Origin of the sequence: Paenibacillus sp. CFBP 13594 (genome assembly GCF_014842675.1) — a bacterium.
Taxonomy (GTDB): domain Bacteria; phylum Bacillota; class Bacilli; order Paenibacillales; family Paenibacillaceae; genus Paenibacillus; species Paenibacillus amylolyticus_B.
The window spans coordinates 1,030,090-1,049,866 of sequence record NZ_JACYVQ010000001.1; the positions used below are offsets into that span (position 1 = coordinate 1,030,090).

General features: G+C 45.4%; 19 protein-coding genes. 3 read left to right on the forward strand and 16 right to left on the reverse strand.

Annotation, left to right across the window (positions count from 1 at the left end):
- Positions 1-36: 36 nt before the first annotated feature.
- The 7 genes from IFU39_RS04720 to IFU39_RS04750 all read right to left on the reverse strand — a co-directional run bounded on the left by IFU39_RS04720 (position 37) and on the right by IFU39_RS04750 (position 7,740).
- On the reverse strand, positions 37-768 hold the full coding sequence (locus tag IFU39_RS04720) for a hypothetical protein (RefSeq protein ID WP_105598849.1): 732 nt from the start codon (positions 766-768) through the stop codon (positions 37-39).
- A 41-nt stretch (positions 769-809) separates the two neighbouring features.
- Positions 810-1,109 carry an immunity 53 family protein gene (locus IFU39_RS04725; RefSeq protein ID WP_105598848.1) on the reverse strand — a complete coding sequence of 100 codons (300 nt, stop codon included), beginning with the start codon at positions 1,107-1,109 and terminating at the stop codon, positions 810-812.
- A 22-nt stretch (positions 1,110-1,131) separates the two neighbouring features.
- Positions 1,132-1,482 (reverse strand): SH3 domain-containing protein, encoded by a 351-nt coding sequence (locus IFU39_RS04730; RefSeq protein ID WP_192131450.1) that lies wholly within the window; start codon positions 1,480-1,482, stop codon positions 1,132-1,134.
- A gap of 183 nt (positions 1,483-1,665) precedes the next feature.
- Positions 1,666-3,321, reverse strand: a complete 1,656-nt coding sequence (locus IFU39_RS04735; protein ID WP_244660867.1) for a glycoside hydrolase family 43 protein — start codon at positions 3,319-3,321, stop codon at positions 1,666-1,668.
- Between the two features lie 62 nt (positions 3,322-3,383).
- Positions 3,384-5,360, reverse strand: coding sequence for a YjhG/YagF family D-xylonate dehydratase (locus IFU39_RS04740; RefSeq protein ID WP_091020967.1), 1,977 nt, complete (start codon positions 5,358-5,360; stop codon positions 3,384-3,386).
- 16 nt (positions 5,361-5,376) lie between these two features.
- Positions 5,377-6,843: an alpha-ketoglutaric semialdehyde dehydrogenase GucD gene (gucD, locus tag IFU39_RS04745; protein WP_105598845.1), complete on the reverse strand. Its 1,467-nt coding sequence runs from the start codon at positions 6,841-6,843 to the stop codon at positions 5,377-5,379.
- Between the two features lie 21 nt (positions 6,844-6,864).
- A complete protein-coding gene (locus IFU39_RS04750; RefSeq protein WP_105598844.1) occupies positions 6,865-7,740 on the reverse strand; it encodes a fumarylacetoacetate hydrolase family protein in 876 nt (291 codons plus the stop codon).
- A 217-nt stretch (positions 7,741-7,957) separates the two neighbouring features.
- On the opposite strand from IFU39_RS04750, the gene IFU39_RS04755 reads away from it, so the two are divergent.
- A complete protein-coding gene (locus IFU39_RS04755; RefSeq protein WP_105598843.1) occupies positions 7,958-8,872 on the forward strand; it encodes a helix-turn-helix domain-containing protein in 915 nt (304 codons plus the stop codon).
- A 121-nt stretch (positions 8,873-8,993) separates the two neighbouring features.
- Here IFU39_RS04755 and IFU39_RS04760 read toward each other — a convergent pair whose 3' ends face one another.
- Positions 8,994-10,415: a family 43 glycosylhydrolase gene (locus tag IFU39_RS04760; RefSeq protein ID WP_105598842.1), complete on the reverse strand. Its 1,422-nt coding sequence runs from the start codon at positions 10,413-10,415 to the stop codon at positions 8,994-8,996.
- A 136-nt stretch (positions 10,416-10,551) separates the two neighbouring features.
- On the opposite strand from IFU39_RS04760, the gene IFU39_RS04765 reads away from it, so the two are divergent.
- A complete protein-coding gene (locus IFU39_RS04765; protein ID WP_105598841.1) occupies positions 10,552-11,352 on the forward strand; it encodes a helix-turn-helix transcriptional regulator in 801 nt (266 codons plus the stop codon).
- Positions 11,353-11,560: 208 nt separating this feature from the next.
- Here the strand turns inward: IFU39_RS04765 and IFU39_RS04770 are convergent, their stop codons facing one another.
- The 5 genes from IFU39_RS04770 to IFU39_RS04790 form a co-directional block, all read right to left on the reverse strand.
- Positions 11,561-12,547, reverse strand: coding sequence for an ROK family protein (locus IFU39_RS04770; protein ID WP_244660868.1), 987 nt, complete (start codon positions 12,545-12,547; stop codon positions 11,561-11,563).
- Positions 12,548-12,786: 239 nt separating this feature from the next.
- Entirely contained in the window at positions 12,787-13,740 is a 954-nt protein-coding gene (locus tag IFU39_RS04775) for an alpha/beta hydrolase (RefSeq protein WP_192131452.1), read from the reverse strand.
- Between the two features lie 63 nt (positions 13,741-13,803).
- Positions 13,804-14,856: an LLM class flavin-dependent oxidoreductase gene (locus IFU39_RS04780; RefSeq protein ID WP_192131454.1), complete on the reverse strand. Its 1,053-nt coding sequence runs from the start codon at positions 14,854-14,856 to the stop codon at positions 13,804-13,806.
- Between the two features lie 29 nt (positions 14,857-14,885).
- Positions 14,886-15,776: an NAD(P)-dependent oxidoreductase gene (locus IFU39_RS04785; RefSeq protein ID WP_274599250.1), complete on the reverse strand. Its 891-nt coding sequence runs from the start codon at positions 15,774-15,776 to the stop codon at positions 14,886-14,888.
- Between the two features lie 138 nt (positions 15,777-15,914).
- Positions 15,915-16,442, reverse strand: coding sequence for a TetR/AcrR family transcriptional regulator (locus tag IFU39_RS04790; RefSeq protein WP_192131978.1), 528 nt, complete (start codon positions 16,440-16,442; stop codon positions 15,915-15,917).
- A 201-nt stretch (positions 16,443-16,643) separates the two neighbouring features.
- On the opposite strand from IFU39_RS04790, the gene IFU39_RS04795 reads away from it, so the two are divergent.
- Complete coding sequence (locus IFU39_RS04795; protein ID WP_192131456.1) at positions 16,644-16,853, forward strand: hypothetical protein; 210 nt, start codon at positions 16,644-16,646, stop codon at positions 16,851-16,853.
- A gap of 200 nt (positions 16,854-17,053) precedes the next feature.
- On the opposite strand, the gene IFU39_RS04800 is transcribed toward IFU39_RS04795, so the two are convergent.
- The 3 genes from IFU39_RS04800 to arsC form a co-directional block, all read right to left on the reverse strand.
- Entirely contained in the window at positions 17,054-18,226 is a 1,173-nt protein-coding gene (locus IFU39_RS04800) for an MFS transporter (RefSeq protein ID WP_105598839.1), read from the reverse strand.
- A 24-nt stretch (positions 18,227-18,250) separates the two neighbouring features.
- Entirely contained in the window at positions 18,251-19,069 is an 819-nt protein-coding gene (locus tag IFU39_RS04805; RefSeq protein ID WP_105598838.1) for a MerR family transcriptional regulator, read from the reverse strand.
- A gap of 250 nt (positions 19,070-19,319) precedes the next feature.
- Entirely contained in the window at positions 19,320-19,739 is a 420-nt protein-coding gene (gene arsC / locus IFU39_RS04810) for an arsenate reductase (thioredoxin) (protein ID WP_047843093.1), read from the reverse strand.
- Positions 19,740-19,777 lie beyond the last annotated feature (38 nt).

The following is a 19,777-nucleotide window of genomic DNA, read 5'->3' on the forward strand; positions in this document are numbered from 1 at the left end:
ACACCAGCTGGACAATGTTTTCTAGCAGCCAAATAATTAATGTTCTAGGGTTACAGAAAATTTTTCAGTGCCTGTTTTATTAATTAAAGCAACTTCGAAATCAGATACCCATGTAAGCTCCCCTAGATGTTCAGCATAGGCAAATTCATCTGGTTGTTCTGATATGACCTTCTCTAAAAGTACTTGCGTGCCATCAGGTTGTAAAATAGATAGGAATATATTCATACTTTCTACGTTATGATGACATATGACTTTAGCAATGTACTTCTTATTAGGGCTCTTTACGTCTTTTTTCCAAGTCCATTCATTTACATACTCTAACTCCTCGATTTGCAAAGCTATCTCCCTAAACGGATCAATATCCCAATTATTACAAAGAACCAGTTTCTCTATGCCTTCCATTAGCAGTCGAAGCGTAGTCTTTTTTTTCTCCAACTCATTTTTTTCACTAAAGTCATTCAAACTAAATTGGATTGGTACCGAACACACACCAGAATGGTTAACAATACGTTCATCCGTAATGTTTTCTACACATTCTATTAGGACTTTCCAACAATCTTTCGTTTTGTATTTCCCCAACAGCCGTTCATACATCGCTGTAATACAGCGGGTTTCCAAACTAAAAGAGCGTCTTTTCCATTTCCAATTTAATGCATAATCTAATTTTGTTGCTTCGTTGTACTCACATTTTTGTTTTGTCATTATAGATTCAATATTTTCATCATCTACAATATACGGTAAGTCTATATCGAATTCTTTTAGATACATATGGTTCTCTCCTTAAATTACTCCCGATGGTTAGTGCATTATTAACTTCTATCCAAACTTGAAGCCCAATTTTTAAAGCAATTAAGCATCTCTTCCAAATTTTTTGCTCCCCCTGCACTATGAAACACGCCATCTCTTACGATACAGTAGAACCAATCTTCTTCATTTCTCTCTTCTTCAATCGAATCAAATGGTACATCTTCTAAATATGTATCCGTCAAGTCGATTTCGACAGACCAACCAGGATTATCCACCGTATCAATTCGCATACCGTATGAATGTTCCCAATCACCGTCACAGTTTTCATAATACCAGCTTTGAATCCAGTTGAGAGTATCCATCGTCATGACCTCTTTCTTTATTTTAATCCGATGGAGTCAATACCTTATTTGGTACCCAGCCCTTTTCACCCTCTGCGGTATGAACAAAACTCCAATCATTTAGTTCAAATTCTTTTGTAACGATGATACCGGGTTTTACGGTTAATTCGTGTGCAGAATAATTTGATAATGCAGTCGCGATCTGTTCTTCATTGGGAGTGCTTAATATTTGCTTCGGTACCCAGCCACATTTTTTAGAATCGATGGATTCACAGAAAATCCAGTTGGGGAATTCAGTATCTTCTCTCCCATATAGGATCGTATCTCCTTTAGCTAAAACGATGGGATCAGGATAGTTTGAATTATGGGGTTGAACAACTTTATATAATTTCATAATACGCCTCCAACTAATATATTCGACCTGTTACCGACAAACATAATATCATATTATTATGTAGTTATTCATCCCTATTCGGATAAAGAAGCGCCCCCTTCACAAGGGAGCGCTTCTTTATCCGAATAGAAATATTTTAACATGAGTCCACGTTATAACATTTGGGTAATATTACACAATATTCTAATTTCTAGATAACTCTCCAGACACACCATCCGCAGAATCTATATGGCCTAATGCATTCACTTCATGCTTTGTTTCTCTATACACAAAGTAATCAAAATCGGCATGTTTTCGGGTTCCGCCGAGGTCCTGCACACAAAGTCCAATGTAGGCTCCCGTAAACCGAATATACTCTGGAGATTCATCGGACAGATGTGTGATATCAACCCACTCGCCTGCATGATTCCAGGATGAATCATTATTTAACGCATAGTAAAAGCGGGCGCGATCATGATCAACCACTACTTTTAAGCGGAGCGTATTCACAGACTCTAGCGGAATATCCTCCAACAGTTCGTCGTAAACCCCGTACTTGGACTGAATAATTCCCAAGCACAGCCCCTTCTCTTCATGATAAGTTACACGTAAATAGAGATAGTCCTGGGTATCGTAGTACAAAATCAATCCTGCCATTTGCTGTGGGTGGTCCGGCGCAAATTCCAGGGCTGTTTCGGCTTCACACTCAAACGTTTGTAATCTTCGCGCGATCATGCTTTGCCTATGCGTTGAACTCATCGACTCCATACCGTGCAAGCGCAAGTAACCGGGACGTTCCGTCAAGCTGAGCCAAGTCGGGTTGGGTGGAATGCGAAGAGTATTCCAGTCATTCCGAAGCTCGAATTGATCAAAGTGATCCATTTCCGCTATCGGTTCAAACGGATGTGCCGTAATCTTTGGTGCAATGACCTGGACCTCGGGATACCGGTTACCGCTCGCAAGCTTCAGCCAGCCGTCCTCGCTCCACGTACACTTCTGAAGTGCGGTCTCACGTCCAAGAATGCAATACTTTTGATGAACGGGTCGTCCGACGAGATGTGCCATGTACCATTCGCCGGTATGTGTTTCAACAAGACTGCCGTGGCCTGCCTTCTGCAGAGCCAAATCCGTTCTGCCATATGAAGTAAGGATCGGATTGGCAGGATCAACCTCGTAAGGGCCTTGTAGTGTACGGGAACGTGCTACTGTAACCGCATGCTCATAGCCCGTTCCCCCTTCAGCTGTAATGAGATAATAATAGTCCTTGTGTTTATACAGATGTGGCGCTTCGGTCAGTCCCAATTCTGTTCCCTTGAATATGTTAGAGGCAGGCCCGATCAGCTTATGTTCCCGAACCGAATACTCCTGCAGAACGATGCCTGCAAACCGGTTTTTGCCCTTGCGGTGATCCCATATCATATTGACCAGCCATTTACGCCCGTCTTCATCATGAAACAGGGAAGGATCAAAACCGCTGCTGTTCAGATACACCGGCTCGGACCAAGGGCCCTCAATATCCGTTGCTGTCACAAGGTAATTGTGGGTATCTTTAAAAGCGCCTACCCGGCTTTTGACATCGGTGTAGATCAGGTAAAACACACCGTTGTCGTAACTAAGACATGGTGCCCATACACCTCCGGAGTTAATGTTGCCCTCCATGTTCAACTGCGTTGCACGAGTCAGCGGTGAAGTGATTGGTCGCCAATGAACCAGATCTCGCGAATGGTGTATGCGTACACCGGGGAACCATTCGAAGGTGGATGTGGCAATATAATAATCTTCTCCCGCCCGGCATATGGACGGATCTGGATGAAATCCGGGGAGGATGGGATTGGTGATCATTTTCTTGGTCATGTTCATGGAAGAAACCTCCGGTATGAAAGTGATGATCTGTACAACAGCAGATACACAAAAGGTAGAAATCAGTACCAGCCCAGCGCTTTTTTGCCGGCTTCCAGAGCAGTTATAATTCGCTCTACATCATATACATTACCTCTCCAAGTCCCACCACTGACCGATTGCAATGCAGCCCAGAGCTTTGTATCGTCCGGCAAAGCTTCATCAGGTCTCATATCCGGATGGAAGGTCCTTTGTGCCAGAATGACAGCACCTTCTTCTGGAGAAACCTCGATCTCTCCTTCTCCGATAAAGTTAATGCTGCCCTCCAGCGTGTTACGATCCACCGCGATGTCAATCAGGTCTCCGTTCCTCAGCTTGCCAATCGGTCCGCCTGCCAGTGCTTCGGGGCCAACATGACCAATACACGCACCGGTGGAAACACCGGAGAACCGGGCATCCGTAATCAGTGACACGTATTTGCCAAAAGGCAAATGTTTAAGCGCAGATGTAAGCTGGTACGTCTCCTCCATTCCGGTTCCCGATGGACCTCGCCCAAGAAGCACAACAACATCTCCAGCCAGAATCCCCCCAGTTTTAATCGCATGGATCGCCTCACGTTCAGTGGTAAATACCTTGGCTCTGCCACGATGACGGTACACACCATTCTCATCCAGCACAGCAGGATCAATAGAGGTGGATTTGATGACAGAACCTTCCGGAGCGATATTCCCGGTTGGAAATGTTACGGTCGAAGAGATGCCGAGTCGCTGGGCGTGATCTACACTCATGATGACACTGTCCGGATCAATGCCGTCCTGCTCTTTCAACTGCTTCCGCATGAGATGACGGCGTTCCGACGATTCCCACCAATCCAGCACCTGCCCCAATGACGTACCTGTAACCGTTGGTACAGACTCATCCAACAGACCAAGTTGTCTGAGGTGAAGCATGACCTCTGGTACACCTCCGGCCTGAAAGACGCGAATAGTCGGATAAAAGATCGGTCCGTTTGGCAGGGCACTAACCAGTCTTGGAACATTCTTGTTGACCTGTATCCAGTCCTGTACCGTAGGTACGGTTAAACCGGCGGCATGGGCAATGGCCGGTATGTGAAGAAGCAGATTGGTCGATCCGCCAAACGCAGCATGCACGGTCATCGCATTGCGAATGGATGCATCCGTGACAATGTCTGCCATCCTCATCCCCTGAGACTCCATATGGATGAGTGCACGTGACGATTGGCGCGCCATTTCAAACCAGATGGGCTGCCCGGAAGGTGCAAGCGCGGCATGTGGCACTGTCATACCCAATGCCTCTGCTACAACCTGGGCTGTAGCCGCGGTACCCAGAAACTGACAGCCTCCTCCCGGTGTAGCACAAGCTCGGCATCCTAAATCGGACGCCATTTCCAGAGAAAGTTCCCCGTTGACATACCGTGCACCGATGGTCTGAATTTTACCGGCGTCCTCTCCATCGGTAGGCGGAAGTGTGACGCCACCGGGAACGATTACACCAGGCAATTGAGGCATGCCGGCAAGCGCGAGCATCATCGCTGGAAGACCTTTGTCACAAGTGGCGACACCAAGCACGCCTTTACGCGTTGGCAGCGAGCGAATCAGTCTGCGAAATACCATAGCGGCATCATTCCGGTACGGAAGCGAGTCAAACATGCCGGTTGTCCCCTGTGATCTGCCGTCACACGGATCGCTGACATATCCGGCAAACGGGATTCCTCCACGGCTTGACAGTTCTTCTGCGGCAGCCTTCATCAGCAGGCCGACCTCCCAGTGGCCCGTATGGTAACCGAGTGCTGCCGGGCTGCCGTCTTCATTGCGTATGCCACCTTGTGTACTCAAGATCAGAAATTGTTTTCCGTTCAATTCCCCAGGCTTCCAGCCCATTCCAACATTCTGGGACATGCCAAACAAGTCGCCGCTTGGAGCATTCCGCAGCAAATCATCCGTTAAAGGAAGACGTCCGGCAGCCCCTGGAGCATGGGCTATGATATCAAAGCAGTTGGATGCGGTCTCTCCCATAATCGACGTAATCTGTTCGTACATGGTAGCCTCCCACAGTTTATGACTTCACGAAGACCGTTTTGATGGCCGTGAAAAATTCGATAGCCGCTTGCCCCTGTTCTCTTGAATGTGAACTTGACATCTTCATTCCGCCGAACGGAGCCTGTAGCTCTACGCCGGCCGTTTCTGCATTAATTCTGACCAGTCCTGCATCCATATCCCGGATGAAAGACAACATGGCTCCGACGTTCTGTGTATAGATGGAAGCACTCAAGCCATAATCGCTATCATTAGCCGCTTCGATGGCTTCCTCCAGGGAATCTACCGCAATCAAGGCCAGAACCGGGCCAAAGATTTCTTCCCGAGCGATGGACATATGGGATTCGACCCCTTCAAATACGGTCGGCTGCACATAGAATCCCTCTTCCAGTCCAGGACCGTCCCCTCTTTTTCCGCCAGCGAGCAGAACGGCACCTTCATCCTGGCCTTTTTGAATATAACTCAACACGGTATTGAGCTGTCCTTCACTTGCACATGGACCCATCCAGCTTCCAGAAGACATGCCGTCACCTAGCCGGATTTCCTGGATTTGCGAGAGCAGTTTTTCTTTAAAGGCATCGTATACTTTTCGTTCAATAATGACCTTGCTGGTGGCCGTACATTTTTGCCCGGTCGATTTCAACCCACCGCTGATGGTGGCTTCCACAGCCAAATCCAGGTCAGCGTCAGCCGCAATGATGATCGGGTTTTTGCCACCCATCTCAAGTTGATACTTGGCCCCACGTGCCAGCGCTGCAGCGCCGACCCGTTTCCCCACTTCATTGGAACCCGTGAACGTTATTCCCCCCACATCCGGATGCTCGGCAAGTGCAGATCCGATCACTGAGCCTCTGCCGCAAATCAGATTAAGAACGCCTGCCGGGATGCCCGCTTCTTCAAAACATTCCATGACTTTAGCCGCTGTGACCGCAGTTTCCTGAGCAGGCTTCAACACAACTGTATTGCCGTAAATCAAGGCCGGAGCCGTTTTCCAAATTGGAATGGCTACTGGGAAATTCCAAGGAGCAATAACCCCTACAACGCCAAGGGGTACGCGGGTCGTAAACATCAGCGCTTCGCTATCCGTTGATGGAATGACATCACCGGTTTTTCGCATGCCTTCTCCAGCGTAATACCTTAATATCGCGACACCGCGCAGTGTCTCTCCTTTGGCTTCGGGGAGTGTTTTGCCCATTTCCCTGGTCATCGCCTCTGCAACTTCATCGGCCCGGCGTTCCAGCACATTGGCTGCTTGAAATAGATAGTTTCCGCGTTCCGCGCCTGATAACCTCCGCCAATCTTTAGCTGCTTCCTTCGCGGCTGCAACAGCCCGATTCAGATCCTCTATGCCTGAGGTGGGTACATAACCAACTACTTCCTTCCGATTCGCAGGGTTGATGCTCGGTTCGGTTTCACCGGATGTAGCCTTCACCCATTCTCCGTTAATATAATTGCTGTATGTCTGCTCTACCTGAAATGTGGTCATCGCATTCATCCTCCTTGTACATTAGTTTGAAATGACTGGATTAATAAGTGTCCCGATATTGCTAATGGATATTTCAATGCGGTCCCCTGGTGCAAGTGTAAAATCATTAGGGGGCACAATGCTTGTACCTGTTAATAACACCGTGCCGTCAAACAGATCGTTATCTCTGGCCAGAAAAGAGACCAGCTCATCGAGTTTTCGGTTTAACTCACTTGTGCTTGCCTCGCTTTTGACAACTACTTCACCTTCGCGATATATTTCGCAGACGATGTTGAACGCATATGGATTCTGCACCGTTTCCGCCAGACGAATGGCTGGCCCTATGGAGCAAGAATTGCGCCACATTTTTGCTTGTGGCAGATACAGCGGGTTTTCCCCTTCAATATCGCGGCAGCTCATGTCATTGCCAACGATGTATCCCACAATGCTGCCATCCGCGGCAAGCACCAACCCCAGCTCAGGCTCCGGGATCTGCCAATTGGAATCGCTACGAAGTGTGACAGCCTCATTGGGTCCGACGGTGCGGGCTGCTGTGGATTTAAAAAAGATCTCCGGTCTTTCGGCATCGTAAACTTTATCGTAAAAGGTCTTTGCATCCAGCTTGCCTTCCGTTGCTTCGTAATTTCGCGCTTCCCGGCTGCGCTGATAAGTCACACCCGCCGCCCATACTTCCGGAGCTTCCAATGGAGTGATTAGATGCAAGGAAGTCCAATCGTCAGTTAACTTGTTTAATGGTTTAAAAGCGCTTTCAACAAGTTGAACTGGGGAAACCCCCTGCTTTCTTGCTTGATAGATCAAAGTCATAAAATCTGCTTGCGGCAAACGATACGCTTGTTCATCATCCGTAACGGCTGCCAGCCACTTCTGTTGTCCGTCCAGAAATCGAATAATTCTCATTCAAGCTTGCCTCCATTTTTCCCCATCGGGTTGATAATACTACCATAGCACCCGCTATGGTTCATGACGATGTTCTAATCACTCCGACGATTTACCCTTTTCACGCATTTTTTTTCTGTTAAGATGAGGTTAGATCCGTTGAACTAAAGATGATTTACGAGGATACTCTGATGACAGGATTTTGGAATATAGAATAGTACAAGGGGGTTGGTCTGTTGTGACCAAGCTTTCGGATGCTGTGTATTTAGGTCGTCTGCCCGATGTTCGCATGTCTTTTCAATTATTGGGGCTGCATGCAAGAAAAGTAGATTCCAGCTGGACTTATCCGTCTCACGAACATTCAATGTATGAAGTCCACTGGATGATGGACGGGCAGATGAACATGGTTGTCAACGGGCAGTCTTACCGTCAGTCGGTTGGCGACCTTCTGTTCATCCGGCCTGGTATGACCCACTCTTGCACGGGAGCCGGACCGGAGGGATTCACTTATTTTTCCGTCCATTTCAGCATACACGATACATCCTTTTGCAGAGAACTTAACCGTTGCAAAGACATCTATTATCCGGCAAATTCGAATTTGGCTCTGGGGCTCTCTTCTTCCCTGTCTACCTTGTATGGTCTGGCCACAGAGCATTTGTCTAGCTCGCTATCTTCCTCCAAACAAATGAAGGTACATGCCGCTGTGTTTGAACTGCTCGGTTCCCTGGTTGGACAATTATCTCAGCAAGCATCCGTTACGTTGTCGAGAAAAGAAACCATTGCCCATCAGATTGCTGAGCACATTGAGGATTCGGTGAGATATATCCATCTTCATGGGGAGATTCAGGAGAGCGAGCGAACCTGGATTCAGGACATTGCCAAATCGCTGAGCATTAGCCCGTCACAGGTTAATCGTATTTTTCGGCAGGTGTACGGTATCGCTCCGCGTAAGTTTCTATCCGAAACCCTTCTGAACGAAGCGCAGCGTTTGTTAAAGCAAACCGACCTGAACATAGACCATATTGCGATGATGCTGGGGTATAAGACTAATGCGCATTTCAGTCGCCAGTTTAAGCGGTGGACAGGTATCGCGCCAAGTGAATTTCGCAGTCATTCGCAGCAGGCCGGAGAAGCCAGCAATGCGGATGACTAAAAGTATAATCATAAAAACTTCAATTGTCTGAGCCGCAGAGCCTGATCGGTCAACAAAGCAGCCACTGAATGACCAGCAGCTGCTTTGTTTTGCCTGGATTGCTCAGATCATGTTTGGAGGATTACGCTAAAATAAATGATGCAAGGCTGGCACTTCCTGAACCTCTGTACGTAAAATACAAAGCCTGTATACCATCCGGTATCGTTATCTCGGCTGAATAGGGTTTCCAATGATTTGTGAAATGTACCGGGATTGTACCCAGGACAGGACCGTCCCATGCGGTTTTGACCTCAAATGCCCCGTGACAATATCCCCGTACCTTGATCGAGACCTGACGAATTCCTTTGCAATCAAAGAATTTGAAACCTGCCGTCGCGGATTCAACCATATTGGCGATATATCCGACTTCTTCATCACCGTCTCTACCATCCTGTGTGATCTTCGGAAAGCGGCTGTCCAGCCAGGCGCCTGCCCCGAAACCTCCGGTGTACTTCTGATCATCTCTGGTCAAAAGATTACATGCGAGATATGCGGGGTACTCGCCTTTACCTTCAAGCGGTCTCCCGCTCGGACCACAGGAGGTCATCTCCACCTGAGGAATGCTGCCGTCCTCTTCAAATGATATCTTCTCAATACATCCCTGGCGGTTGAATGCATCCCCATTGGTATGACGGTGATAGAAGACATACCAGTCTCCGCTGATCTCCACAATGCTGCCATGGTTATTGCCTCCATAATACATGGGTTTGTCAGCAGGTTTGTAGGAGTCGATATGGAGATCGCAGTTGCTTACGATGACGCCCTGATATGTAAATCCTCTATTTGGGAATAGGCTGGTGGCATAACATAATTCATGCATAACGATGGAGGAATACACCAGGTAGTAGGTATCCCCTCTCTTTCGGATGGAGGGCGCTTCAAAAAATTCATGGCCCTCATAACCACTGCCCTTACTATAAGGTTCGCTCGGTGCTACGAATACCGGCTCTTCCACAATCGTCAGCATATCCGGACCTAACATCGTGGCCATCGCGCCATGTCTTGATTGGTCTCCGGCCGCACAGAAGCCGGTATACAGATAAGTGTGCTGTCCTTCAGTCATCACACCTGGATCGAACTGGGGCTCATCCCCTTCTCTTTCACCTAGACGAGTGCCGTCACCATATTGTACATAACCATAGAATTCATATTTGCCGGCAGGTGTATCACATACTGCCACCGAAACAACGGGTACCTTATCCAACACATAATACAGATAATACCGCCCATCGGGCCCCACTGTTACATCTGGCGCATACAGGCACATATGGCCATTCGGATTCAGCGGATCATCTGTTTTCCGGTAGATCACGCCTTCATTTCTCCAATCCCCAAGGTCATTTACGGGTGCAGACCAGCATACATAATCGTTCAGACAGAAGGCATGTCCGTTAAAACGGTCATGTGAACCATACACATACACTCTTTCATTGAATACATAAGGCTCACCATCAGGGACGTACTCCCAGGATGGAAGATATGGGTTGAAACCCTGCTTGTTCATTCCAGCTACACTCCTCATATAATCGTAATAGTACATTTGTTCTATGAAATGAAGATAACTCTCGTATAATAGAAAATAGCTTAAGTAGTGTATTAACTATTCTTATCTACAACTTAAAGAGAAAGGGGGAAGAACCATGACCTCTATTTTTTATGTGGAATGTGACGCGGTACATCAGAACCATTTTGTTTTTGATATCCCTGAAGGGCATGATGCCTGGCTATTGGTTATTACACAGACCCCTGCACAGTTCTGGGTTGATGGACAACTCAAGGAATACCCGGCTCATTGTGCTGTGCTTTTCAAACCTTATCAGAAAATATATTATCAGGCTTGTTCAGAGCGTTATATTAATGATTGGATTCGTTTTGAAAGTGATGAACCGTTTGTAACCGATACCTCCCTTCCGTCAGGCACACCTTTCCCGCTGGATGATCCGGAATACTGTCATAAGCTGTTCCAACTGCTTGTTGCAGAGCATTCTTTTCAGAACGATTACCGGGAATCGTCCATCAATTGCCTGCTGCGAACCTTGTTCAATAAATTGCTTGAGTCTTGTGTCCAAGAGGATATTAGTCCTCAGCACTATCCTCTGTTGAAGCTTCGAACGGCAATTCATAACCATCCCAGTCATCCGTGGACAATATCAGAAATGGCGAAGATCATAAACGTCAGTCCGGGGTACCTGCAGTTGATGTACAAGAAATCGTTTGGCCTCTCGTGTATGGAGGATGTTATTCATAGCCGAATACGTTTGGCCAAAGAATATCTCACACATCATATGTATACGGTTGCAGAGATTGCTGATCGATGCGGTTACCGTAATGTCGAGCATTTTTGCAGGCAGTTCAAACAAATGACCGGTTCCTCACCTAAACAGTTTCATAAACGACGTGAAGGTGTCGCGGCTGACATAACAGAGTTGGGATATAAATAAATCTCACTTTTAAGCGGGATGTACGTAGATCAATGGAAAAATCCCCACGCTGTCCAATGGGTGTTTATACATAACTTAGCCATCCAACCGGTAGAACGTCATCGAGGTTGTTAGCGTTCTCTGCTGTCATTTTAAGTTAAGGTTTTAGACTGTATGATGCAATGACATATTCTCAAGCATAATTGATCTATTATCATATTGTGATACCTTATAATGACATCTTGTTTTTGGCATATGCAGCCGCGCCGATCATTCCTGCTTGTCCACCTAACTTTGCTTGTACGATATGACAAACACCTGATGAGAGATGCAATGCATGATTTTTAACCGTGTCACGTACTGTATTCAGCAAGCGATCACCCGCTGCCGACATTCCTCCACCAACGATAATCACTTCCGGATTGAATAGATTAATTACATTGGAAAGACCAAATCCAAGAATCTCTCCGGTCTCATGCATTACCTCAACAGCAAGTGAATCTCCAAGATCGTAAGCTTCCGAGATCATACGGGCAGTAATTGCCGTCCAATCTCCTTTCACCCACTTCATAATCATACTCGAGCGCCCTTCCTCAAGCTTGTCTGTAAGGGTTTTGACCATTCCTATTGCGGACACATATCTTCCCAGACAGCCTGAGCTTCCACAACGACACGGGCGCCCCTCCCGATACATATTCATATGACCGATTTCACCTGCACTCGATGTAGTACCGTAAAGAACCTTTCCATCATTGACAATACCAGATCCCAGACCGGTGCCTAAGGTTATCAATATCAGGTTTTTATACCCGCTGCCTGCACCGAACAGCCATTCACCATACAGATTAACCCGAACATCGTTGTCGATATAAGCAGGAAATTCAAAATGATTTATCATATGATTCACGACATGAATGTTTTCCCAGTCTGGAAAATTAGGTGAAAATAGAGAGAGCCCCTGCTCAGGATCTAATAATCCAGGAATGCCCATACCCATGCATAGAATAGATTCTGGCTGGATTCCCTCATACGTCAGCATCTCTTGAATAATGCCTACCATTCGGTTTAATACATGAGATGGTCCCTTTGCCGCTTCTGTAGGGTCGGATCTTTCGTGAATTTTTTGAAACTCCAGGTTGAAAATGGCGGACTTAATATTGGTTCCACCCAGGTCAATTCCGATGATGTATTTTCGCATAATAATCTCCGCTCTCATTTAATTTGATATCAAGGAACTTAACCTACTTGATTCACTGATCATCCAACTCTGTATATGCTCAACCTGCTCCATAACTCAATCGTCTTGTCAGAGTAACTTTCTATAGTATAGGTTCCGAGCTCGAAATTGAACAAGCGTCTCTATTCAAAAAGAAGTCACTACATTAGTGACTTCTTAGGAGATAAAGTTTACTATTATCAATTTTCTTTAAGTACAAAGGTTCTGGGCATTAATCCTTATTCAAGGGCGCTACTGGGATGAAGTGCACGAGCCATTGCATCCATATAACCCTTAACAGCACGCTGACTCACTTCTGTTTCCGGAGCAAAAATTTCGAAAAGATGGAAGCAACCTGGATAGAGGTGGAATTCAACATCCACACCTGCTTGTGCTAATCGTGCGACATAGTCCATCGTCTCGTCCCGAAATAGATCGAGCTGACCTACACAAGTATAGGCTGGCGGCAATCCGGCCAAGTTCTCTGTTCTCGAAGGTACTGCGTAAGAAGAACTCCCACTGCCATCGTTCCCCTCACCAAGGTACATATACCAAGCAGCCACGTTGTCCGTTCGGTTCCAGATTGAACCCTCTTCTATAATCTCATGACTAGATGGCGTGATGTTACGATTATCTAACATCGGGTACAATGGCATTTGAAAGATAATCGACGGACCTCCTTTATCACGTGCCATCAGCGCTAGTGCTGCTGTCAGCCCGCCACCACCGCTAGCACCGGCAATGGCAACCCGATTCACATCAATGCCAAGCGTTGCTGCCTCCACCGTCATCCATACCAATCCAGCATAACAATCTTCAATCGCTGCAGGATAAGGATGCTCGGGAGCGAGCCTATAATCGACTGATACGACAATACATCCTGCTGTCTGAACAAAACGTTCGCACAATTTGTCGTCCATATCTGGATGTCCTAATACGTATCCGCCCCCGTGAATCCATAACATGGCTGGTAGTAAATCATTTGTTCGGTCGGCCGGCTCATATATTTTGACCAACATCTCGCCTCCTTCCCTCGGAATTTGCCGACTTGTTGTGGTAACATGCTCTGAACTCTTCACAGAGGTAGCCGCTACTAAACTTCTGCTCCACTCTAAATTTTTCTCCAATTCAAACCCTGGAAATTGTGAATATACCTCTCTTAATTCTGGTAATATACGTGTCTCATTACTCATGATAATTCCTCCAAATATAATAATGATAATGAATTTGATCGTGTACGTTATTTCAGTTCATTCTTATCTCATTTCAGCTTCCCATTTGGAAATTTCCTCTCGTACTCGCGGTGCAACCTCTGTACCGAGCAATTCAATAGCCCGCATTACCAACTCATGTGGCATCGTGCTTAGAGGGACATACATCATGAAACGTGTAATTCCTACATGTTTGCGCAGATGAATAATTTTTTGAGCAACTGTCTCCGGATCACCTACATACAACGCACCATCAGAGCGGCGGGCAGCATCATAGCTGGAACGATCATAATATGCCCACCCTCGCTCTTTGCCGAGTTTATTCATGCCGTACTGAGTGGACGGGAAAAAGAGTTCTGCGGCCTTTTCGGTATCTTCAGCAACAAATCCGATAGAATGTGAACCTACTCGAAGCTGTGATACATCATGACCAGCATGAGCTGCCGCCTTTTTATACAGTTCTACAAGCGGCGCAAATTTCGTTGGATTTCCACCGATAATTGCAAGAACTAGGGGCAGACCTAAAATTCCAGCACGTATGGCAGACTCCTGGGTACCTCCGCTACCGATCCATACAGGCATAGAATCCTGAACAGGACGCGGGTACACCCCCAAATTATGTATCGCTGATCGATGACCTCCACTCCATGTTACTTTCTCCGATTCCCGTAATTTCAGAAGCAGTTCAATGTTTTCATTGAATAGTTCTTCGTAGTCATGCAGGTTATAACCAAACAGCGGAAAGGATTCAATGAAGGAACCCCGGCCCGCTATAATCTCGGCACGTCCATTGGAGAGACCGTCAAGTGTGGCAAAATCCTGAAACACACGGACAGGATCTGATGAAGAAAGGACCGTCACAGCACTTGTCAATCGAATTCGTTTTGTGAGGGGCGCCGCAGCGGACAACACCATTGCTGGTGAAGATGCTGCATAATCATCACGATGATGCTCACCTATGCCAAACACATCAAGTCCTACCTGATCTGCTAGGACGATTTCTTCGACGACTTCTCGCAATCGCTGAGCGTGACTCATGACAACTCCGGTCTCAGTATCAGGCTTTGTTTCTACGAATGAAGTAACTCCTATTTCCATAATTAATCTCTCCTTATATTTTTCTTTCCTTAAGAGGAATGCTCAAGACAACGGATTAAAGCCGTCCAATCCAAATCACCATAACCATGGACAATTCCTTCAGAGAGGTGTTGATGGATAAGTTGGCCTAAAGGTAAAGGAGCTTGAACGGACTTTGCTGCTTCGATAGCCAATGCAACATCCTTTAACCCGAGCTTCATTTTAAAACCGGCTGGTTCAAAGCGCTGTTCGGTCATGATCGATCCATAGTTCTGATATACCGGAGATTGAAAAAGAGCATTCACAACATCCATATATCGTGATGGTTTAATGCCGTACTTTTCAACCATGAGCTGCGCTTCCGACAAAGCTTCCAGCATGGAAGCAATTAGAAAGTTGACGCCTATTTTGACAATGTTACCTTCTTCGCCATGATCCCCAATCTCAAATATCTCTTGACCTAGTGCTGTTAAAATGGGAAGTACTCGTTGCCTTGCATGTTCCGGACCAGCTAAAATAATACGCAATGTAGCTGCTTTAGCGGCATCCGGGCGCCCCATCACAGTGGCGGACACAAAGTGTTGCTGTCTCTCCGCATGCATAGCGGATAATCTCCGAGCCAGATCCACGCTGATCGTACTGGCAGATACGTGAATTCCATTTTCAGATAATCCGTTCAGCACGCCATTGGGTCCTTCAACAATCTCCTTCAAAGCAGCATCATCAGATAACATAGTAATTACAAGATTGCTTTCTTTCGCTGCTTCTAGTGGTGTTTTGGCATACCGTGCTCCTTGTTTTAGTAAGGGTTCAACTTTTTCAGCGGTCCGATTAAAGATGACTAATTCATGCCCAGCGTTCAACAGGTTTTGTGCCATTGGAAGTCCCATATTTCCAAGTCCAATAAACGATACCTTCATTGGTTGCATCTCCTTATTCATGATGGATTCTTTCAATAACGGAATGAATGTTCCGGAATGATTAAAAAAATTTTGGTCTTACGTATACTCTTCAAATGGCATCTTTAAAATAAAAGGAACAGAATAACGGAACAATCATTCCGAAATTGTCAAAAAAAATTATATACTTGCAATTACTAAGCTAATCATCTTTCTGGCACGTTCCGGATTCTGACCCGTTTTGGCCATAATATTTATGCTTTGATGTAAATTCAGCAATAAATAAGACAATGTTTGGATATCGGTTGTTTTATCTATCTCTCCCGATTGTTGACCCTTCTCCAGAAGCTCACAAAAAGCTTGTTCCAAATCCGAAAAACTAGTCTGGATCAAGACATTTATCTGTTCATCTGGTGACTCCAATGTTGTAGCTGTATTCGTTACAAAACATCCGCCCGGCAGGCTGGTATCGTATGCAGAATTAATATGATACTCAAAAAATTGAAGAATTCCATCTCTAACGTTTGATGCTTGTTCAAGAATGGTCTGCTTATTGGAACTTCCATTTTTATAATGCTCCAGGGCATCTCTGTACAAGGTTTGCTTGTCGGAAAACGTATCATAAAGGCTGGATCGACTAATGCCCATCACATCCAGTAAATCCGGTATGCTGGCCGCCTCGTATCCTTTTTTCCAAAACAACAGCATTGCTTTGTGTAACGCTTGATTTTTGTCAAATTCTTTTGTCCTGGCGATAAGTAACACCTCCCGTTTCAGAAATATAACATATCTGAACTGATCAGTCCAGAAAAGAATATTGCAGATTGTAGATCTGTATTGAAAATTTATCCATTAAAGAAATAAGACACAAGAATACATAAACTGCAGATTAATTATTTCAGCGGGAAGTTGGTCATATCAGACCCTCAAAACACACCTTATTGGACATCGGATAACCTGGCGTGGGCTAAGGAATGGTACGGAGCAGACAATGTGCCAGCCAATTCTAGAGGCAATGTGCTCATCATGCAAACTGACGGCAACCTGGTGCTCTACAACAATGAAAATCCGGCCTTGGGCTGGTATCCTGTTTGGGCTTCGAATACAGGTGGACATTAGACAATTAACGGTAATCTGTTAATGGATTCATGCTCTATTGCCATGATGATGTAATGCGGTTCTCATTATAACTTTGTTATACACCAAAAGATCTCTTTTGCAGTGAATGCTGAAGAGATCTTTTTTTATTTACATATAACGGATGATTGCATCTCAACAAAGCCAATTACTTTAGAAGCAAGAATTACCCATCACTGAAATTACACTGGATCTGTCGTTCCAATCCTGCTTCTCGATTTCTTAAATAGCAGTATGGCAAGAAGTAAAGCAATTCCTACAGCTCCAAAACCCAACCAATTTAAATACAGGACAGATGTACGACTGATCACAAGCCCACCTAATCCAGATCCCAGTGCAAAACCAAATTGGATAAACGACGTATTTACGCTAAGGGCAATGTCAGGATTACGAGGTGCCAGTGTAACCAGATATAGTTGCTGGGCCGGAGATATGCTCCACGTTGCCAACATAAAGATCATTAAAACCAAGATTAACATCACAAGATTAACTCCAGCTAGAGCAAACAAAAGAAGAGTTACGCCTTGTAACAGAAGGCCTAGACAGATTGTAAACTTTGATCCCTTTGCATCTGCCAATTGTCCGCCCACTTTTGATCCGACAAAGCTGCAAATTCCCGCGAGAAACAGAACACCGCTTATCTCGGTCATGGTAAGAGTGGATGTGGCTTGCAAGAAAGGCGTAATATACGTGAACAGTGTCGAATAGCCGCCGATATACAATAATGTAATAAGCAAGGCAGTCAGAATGAGAGGATTTTTTAAAATGGAGAGCTGCATTCTGAGGGTGATTTTTTCTTCCTCTTTGATTGCCGGAACCTTTTTGTAGATAATAAGTAATGGAAGAACACTTAACAAACCGATTAAAACAAATAGAACTCTCCATCCAAACATTTCACTAAAAAATGTGCCTAGAGGGACACCTAGTACCAGCGAACTGCTTAGCCCCATCAAAATGATGCCGATGGCATTGCCCCTTTTTTCTTTTTCAACCAGTCGTGTCGACACGGCCATTGCTACTACGGTAGCCACTCCTCCGCTAGCCCCTTGAATAATTCGCACCCATAGTAAAGTTTCGTAAGAAAGGTCAACAAGCATAAGTCCGTTGCTGGCAATAAACACACTGAGGGCAGACAACAGTAACTTCTTGCGATCCATATTTATTGTAATTGCAATGAGAATCGGAGCGATAATGGCCGCTGCCAGAGCGAATACAGTCACCAGTAAACCCACTTCGGAAGTAGATACGCTCAAGTCTGAGGCGATCATTTCTATGACTCCTGTAATAATGTACTCAAGGGTTCCGATCAGAAAAACAGCCAATGCCAAAATATATATAATCCATTTATTTTTCACTTTAATCCACTCCGTCTTCTTCAGTTATCTATTTAGTATTGGAATTTGTATTTCTATAAACTGTACATCTTGTTCTTGAGATAAGGGTAAGTATAACTCCCTACCAGCTCCGTTCTCCTTGATCTGATAGTTATTCTTCTCAATCCATGTAGCTAGATGGACACAGGCTTTACAGGCAAAGGTGGCATTGGAACGATAAGCTATGGTGGCCATCATGGGCTCGGCAGGAAGAGTCCGCAGTTGAAATGGGTCGGGAGGTGATCGCAGCTCACAGCTTAAGAAGTAACCTATTTCAAACTCGAATTCTTCCTCTTGTCCTGCGATTTCTTTCCACAAAACAACCTGAGGTCCGTCGATCAGTTGGCGCATTTCTTTTGTTAATGACTGATCAAACTGATGAAATAAACTCGGGATCTCCTCTTCCCTCCCGCACCCTGTCTGAAAAAGAAACGGTCGAACACCTTCCTCTTTGATTCGGATTTCTTGCCCAGTTTCGACATGCCCCTCTTCCTCTATAAGCTGCATGCGTTCCTCAATTCGGACGAGTTTAGCTTGTTCCGTATCGATAATCTGCTGAATTTCGCTTCTTTTTAGCTTAAACATGCCTTGCATATTCTCCAATGTAATATGTTCCTGTAACAGCTGTGTGATTTGTGGCAACGTAAACCCCAATTCTTTATAAATGATGATTCGGTTGAGCTCAAGAAGCTGATCTGCGGAATAGTAACGGTAACCCGTATCGTGATCTACTTTTCTCGGTTTAAGTATGCCAATCTGGTCATAATAACGCAGTGTTTTTAATGAGACCCTGCTCAGCCTGGAAAATGCACTGATTTTGAACAACATATCAACTCCAATCTATTAACTTAATGCGAGTATATAGTTTCCCGTACAGGGGAAAGTCAAGGGGATGTGCTTCTCATTTGCTAGCTAAAATCAACCACCTTCCTTGTCATCACTCTATGTTGGGGTTATGGGTAAGTCAAAGAACCGTTTCTGAATGAAACGTTCATTTTTTTTGAACAAAAAAAATGCCACTTATCATGGCATTCTCTCGGTACTCATTCAATTATCCTGCTCAGTCAGGTTTGTATTATTTTCCGGTTTCAGCAAATGTTTTAATACGCTCCCCAATCTGGTCACGAACCCTTTGGAATACGGCCCATTTCTCTTCATCTGTACCTTGCGCTTTGGCAGGATCATCAAATCCCCAGTGCTCTCGCTTCACATGTGGAGGCGTCATTGGACATTTATCTGCGGCATCCCCACACAACGTGACTACGAAATCAGCGTTGTTCAACAACTCTGAATCAATGATGTCCGAGGTTTGAGTTGAAATATCCAGATCAACTTCGTTCATGGCTTCAACCGCTTTTGGATTCAGACCGTGGGCCTCAATTCCTGCGCTATAGATATTCCAGTCCTCACTCAGATATTTCTTGGCCCAGCCTTCGGCCATTTGACTCCGGCAAGAGTTGCCTGTGCACAGGAAGTACAGTGTTTTTTTACTCATGTTCATCGTCTCCTCGTTACTTGAATTATAGATTGCTT

Excerpts from the sequence above, each read along its gene's own strand:
- IFU39_RS04720 (WP_105598849.1), bottom strand. The coding sequence starts at position 768 with ATGTATCTAAAAGAATTCGATATAGACTTACCGTATATTGTAGATGAT.
- IFU39_RS04725 (WP_105598848.1), bottom strand. The coding sequence starts at position 1,109 with ATGGATACTCTCAACTGGATTCAAAGCTGGTATTATGAAAACTGTGAC.
- IFU39_RS04730 (WP_192131450.1), bottom strand. The coding sequence starts at position 1,482 with ATGAAATTATATAAAGTTGTTCAACCCCATAATTCAAACTATCCTGAT.
- IFU39_RS04735 (WP_244660867.1), bottom strand. The coding sequence starts at position 3,321 with ATGAACATGACCAAGAAAATGATCACCAATCCCATCCTCCCCGGATTT.
- IFU39_RS04740 (WP_091020967.1), bottom strand. The coding sequence starts at position 5,360 with ATGTACGAACAGATTACGTCGATTATGGGAGAGACCGCATCCAACTGC.
- gucD (WP_105598845.1), bottom strand. The coding sequence starts at position 6,843 with ATGACCACATTTCAGGTAGAGCAGACATACAGCAATTATATTAACGGA.
- IFU39_RS04750 (WP_105598844.1), bottom strand. The coding sequence starts at position 7,740 with ATGAGAATTATTCGATTTCTGGACGGACAACAGAAGTGGCTGGCAGCC.
- IFU39_RS04760 (WP_105598842.1), bottom strand. The coding sequence starts at position 10,415 with ATGAACAAGCAGGGTTTCAACCCATATCTTCCATCCTGGGAGTACGTC.
- IFU39_RS04765 (WP_105598841.1), top strand. The coding sequence starts at position 10,552 with ATGACCTCTATTTTTTATGTGGAATGTGACGCGGTACATCAGAACCAT.
- IFU39_RS04770 (WP_244660868.1), bottom strand. The coding sequence starts at position 12,547 with ATGAGAGCGGAGATTATTATGCGAAAATACATCATCGGAATTGACCTG.
- IFU39_RS04775 (WP_192131452.1), bottom strand. The coding sequence starts at position 13,740 with ATGAGTAATGAGACACGTATATTACCAGAATTAAGAGAGGTATATTCA.
- IFU39_RS04780 (WP_192131454.1), bottom strand. The coding sequence starts at position 14,856 with ATGGAAATAGGAGTTACTTCATTCGTAGAAACAAAGCCTGATACTGAG.
- IFU39_RS04785 (WP_274599250.1), bottom strand. The coding sequence starts at position 15,776 with ATGAATAAGGAGATGCAACCAATGAAGGTATCGTTTATTGGACTTGGA.
- IFU39_RS04790 (WP_192131978.1), bottom strand. The coding sequence starts at position 16,442 with ATGCTGTTGTTTTGGAAAAAAGGATACGAGGCGGCCAGCATACCGGAT.
- arsC (WP_047843093.1), bottom strand. The coding sequence starts at position 19,739 with ATGAGTAAAAAAACACTGTACTTCCTGTGCACAGGCAACTCTTGCCGG.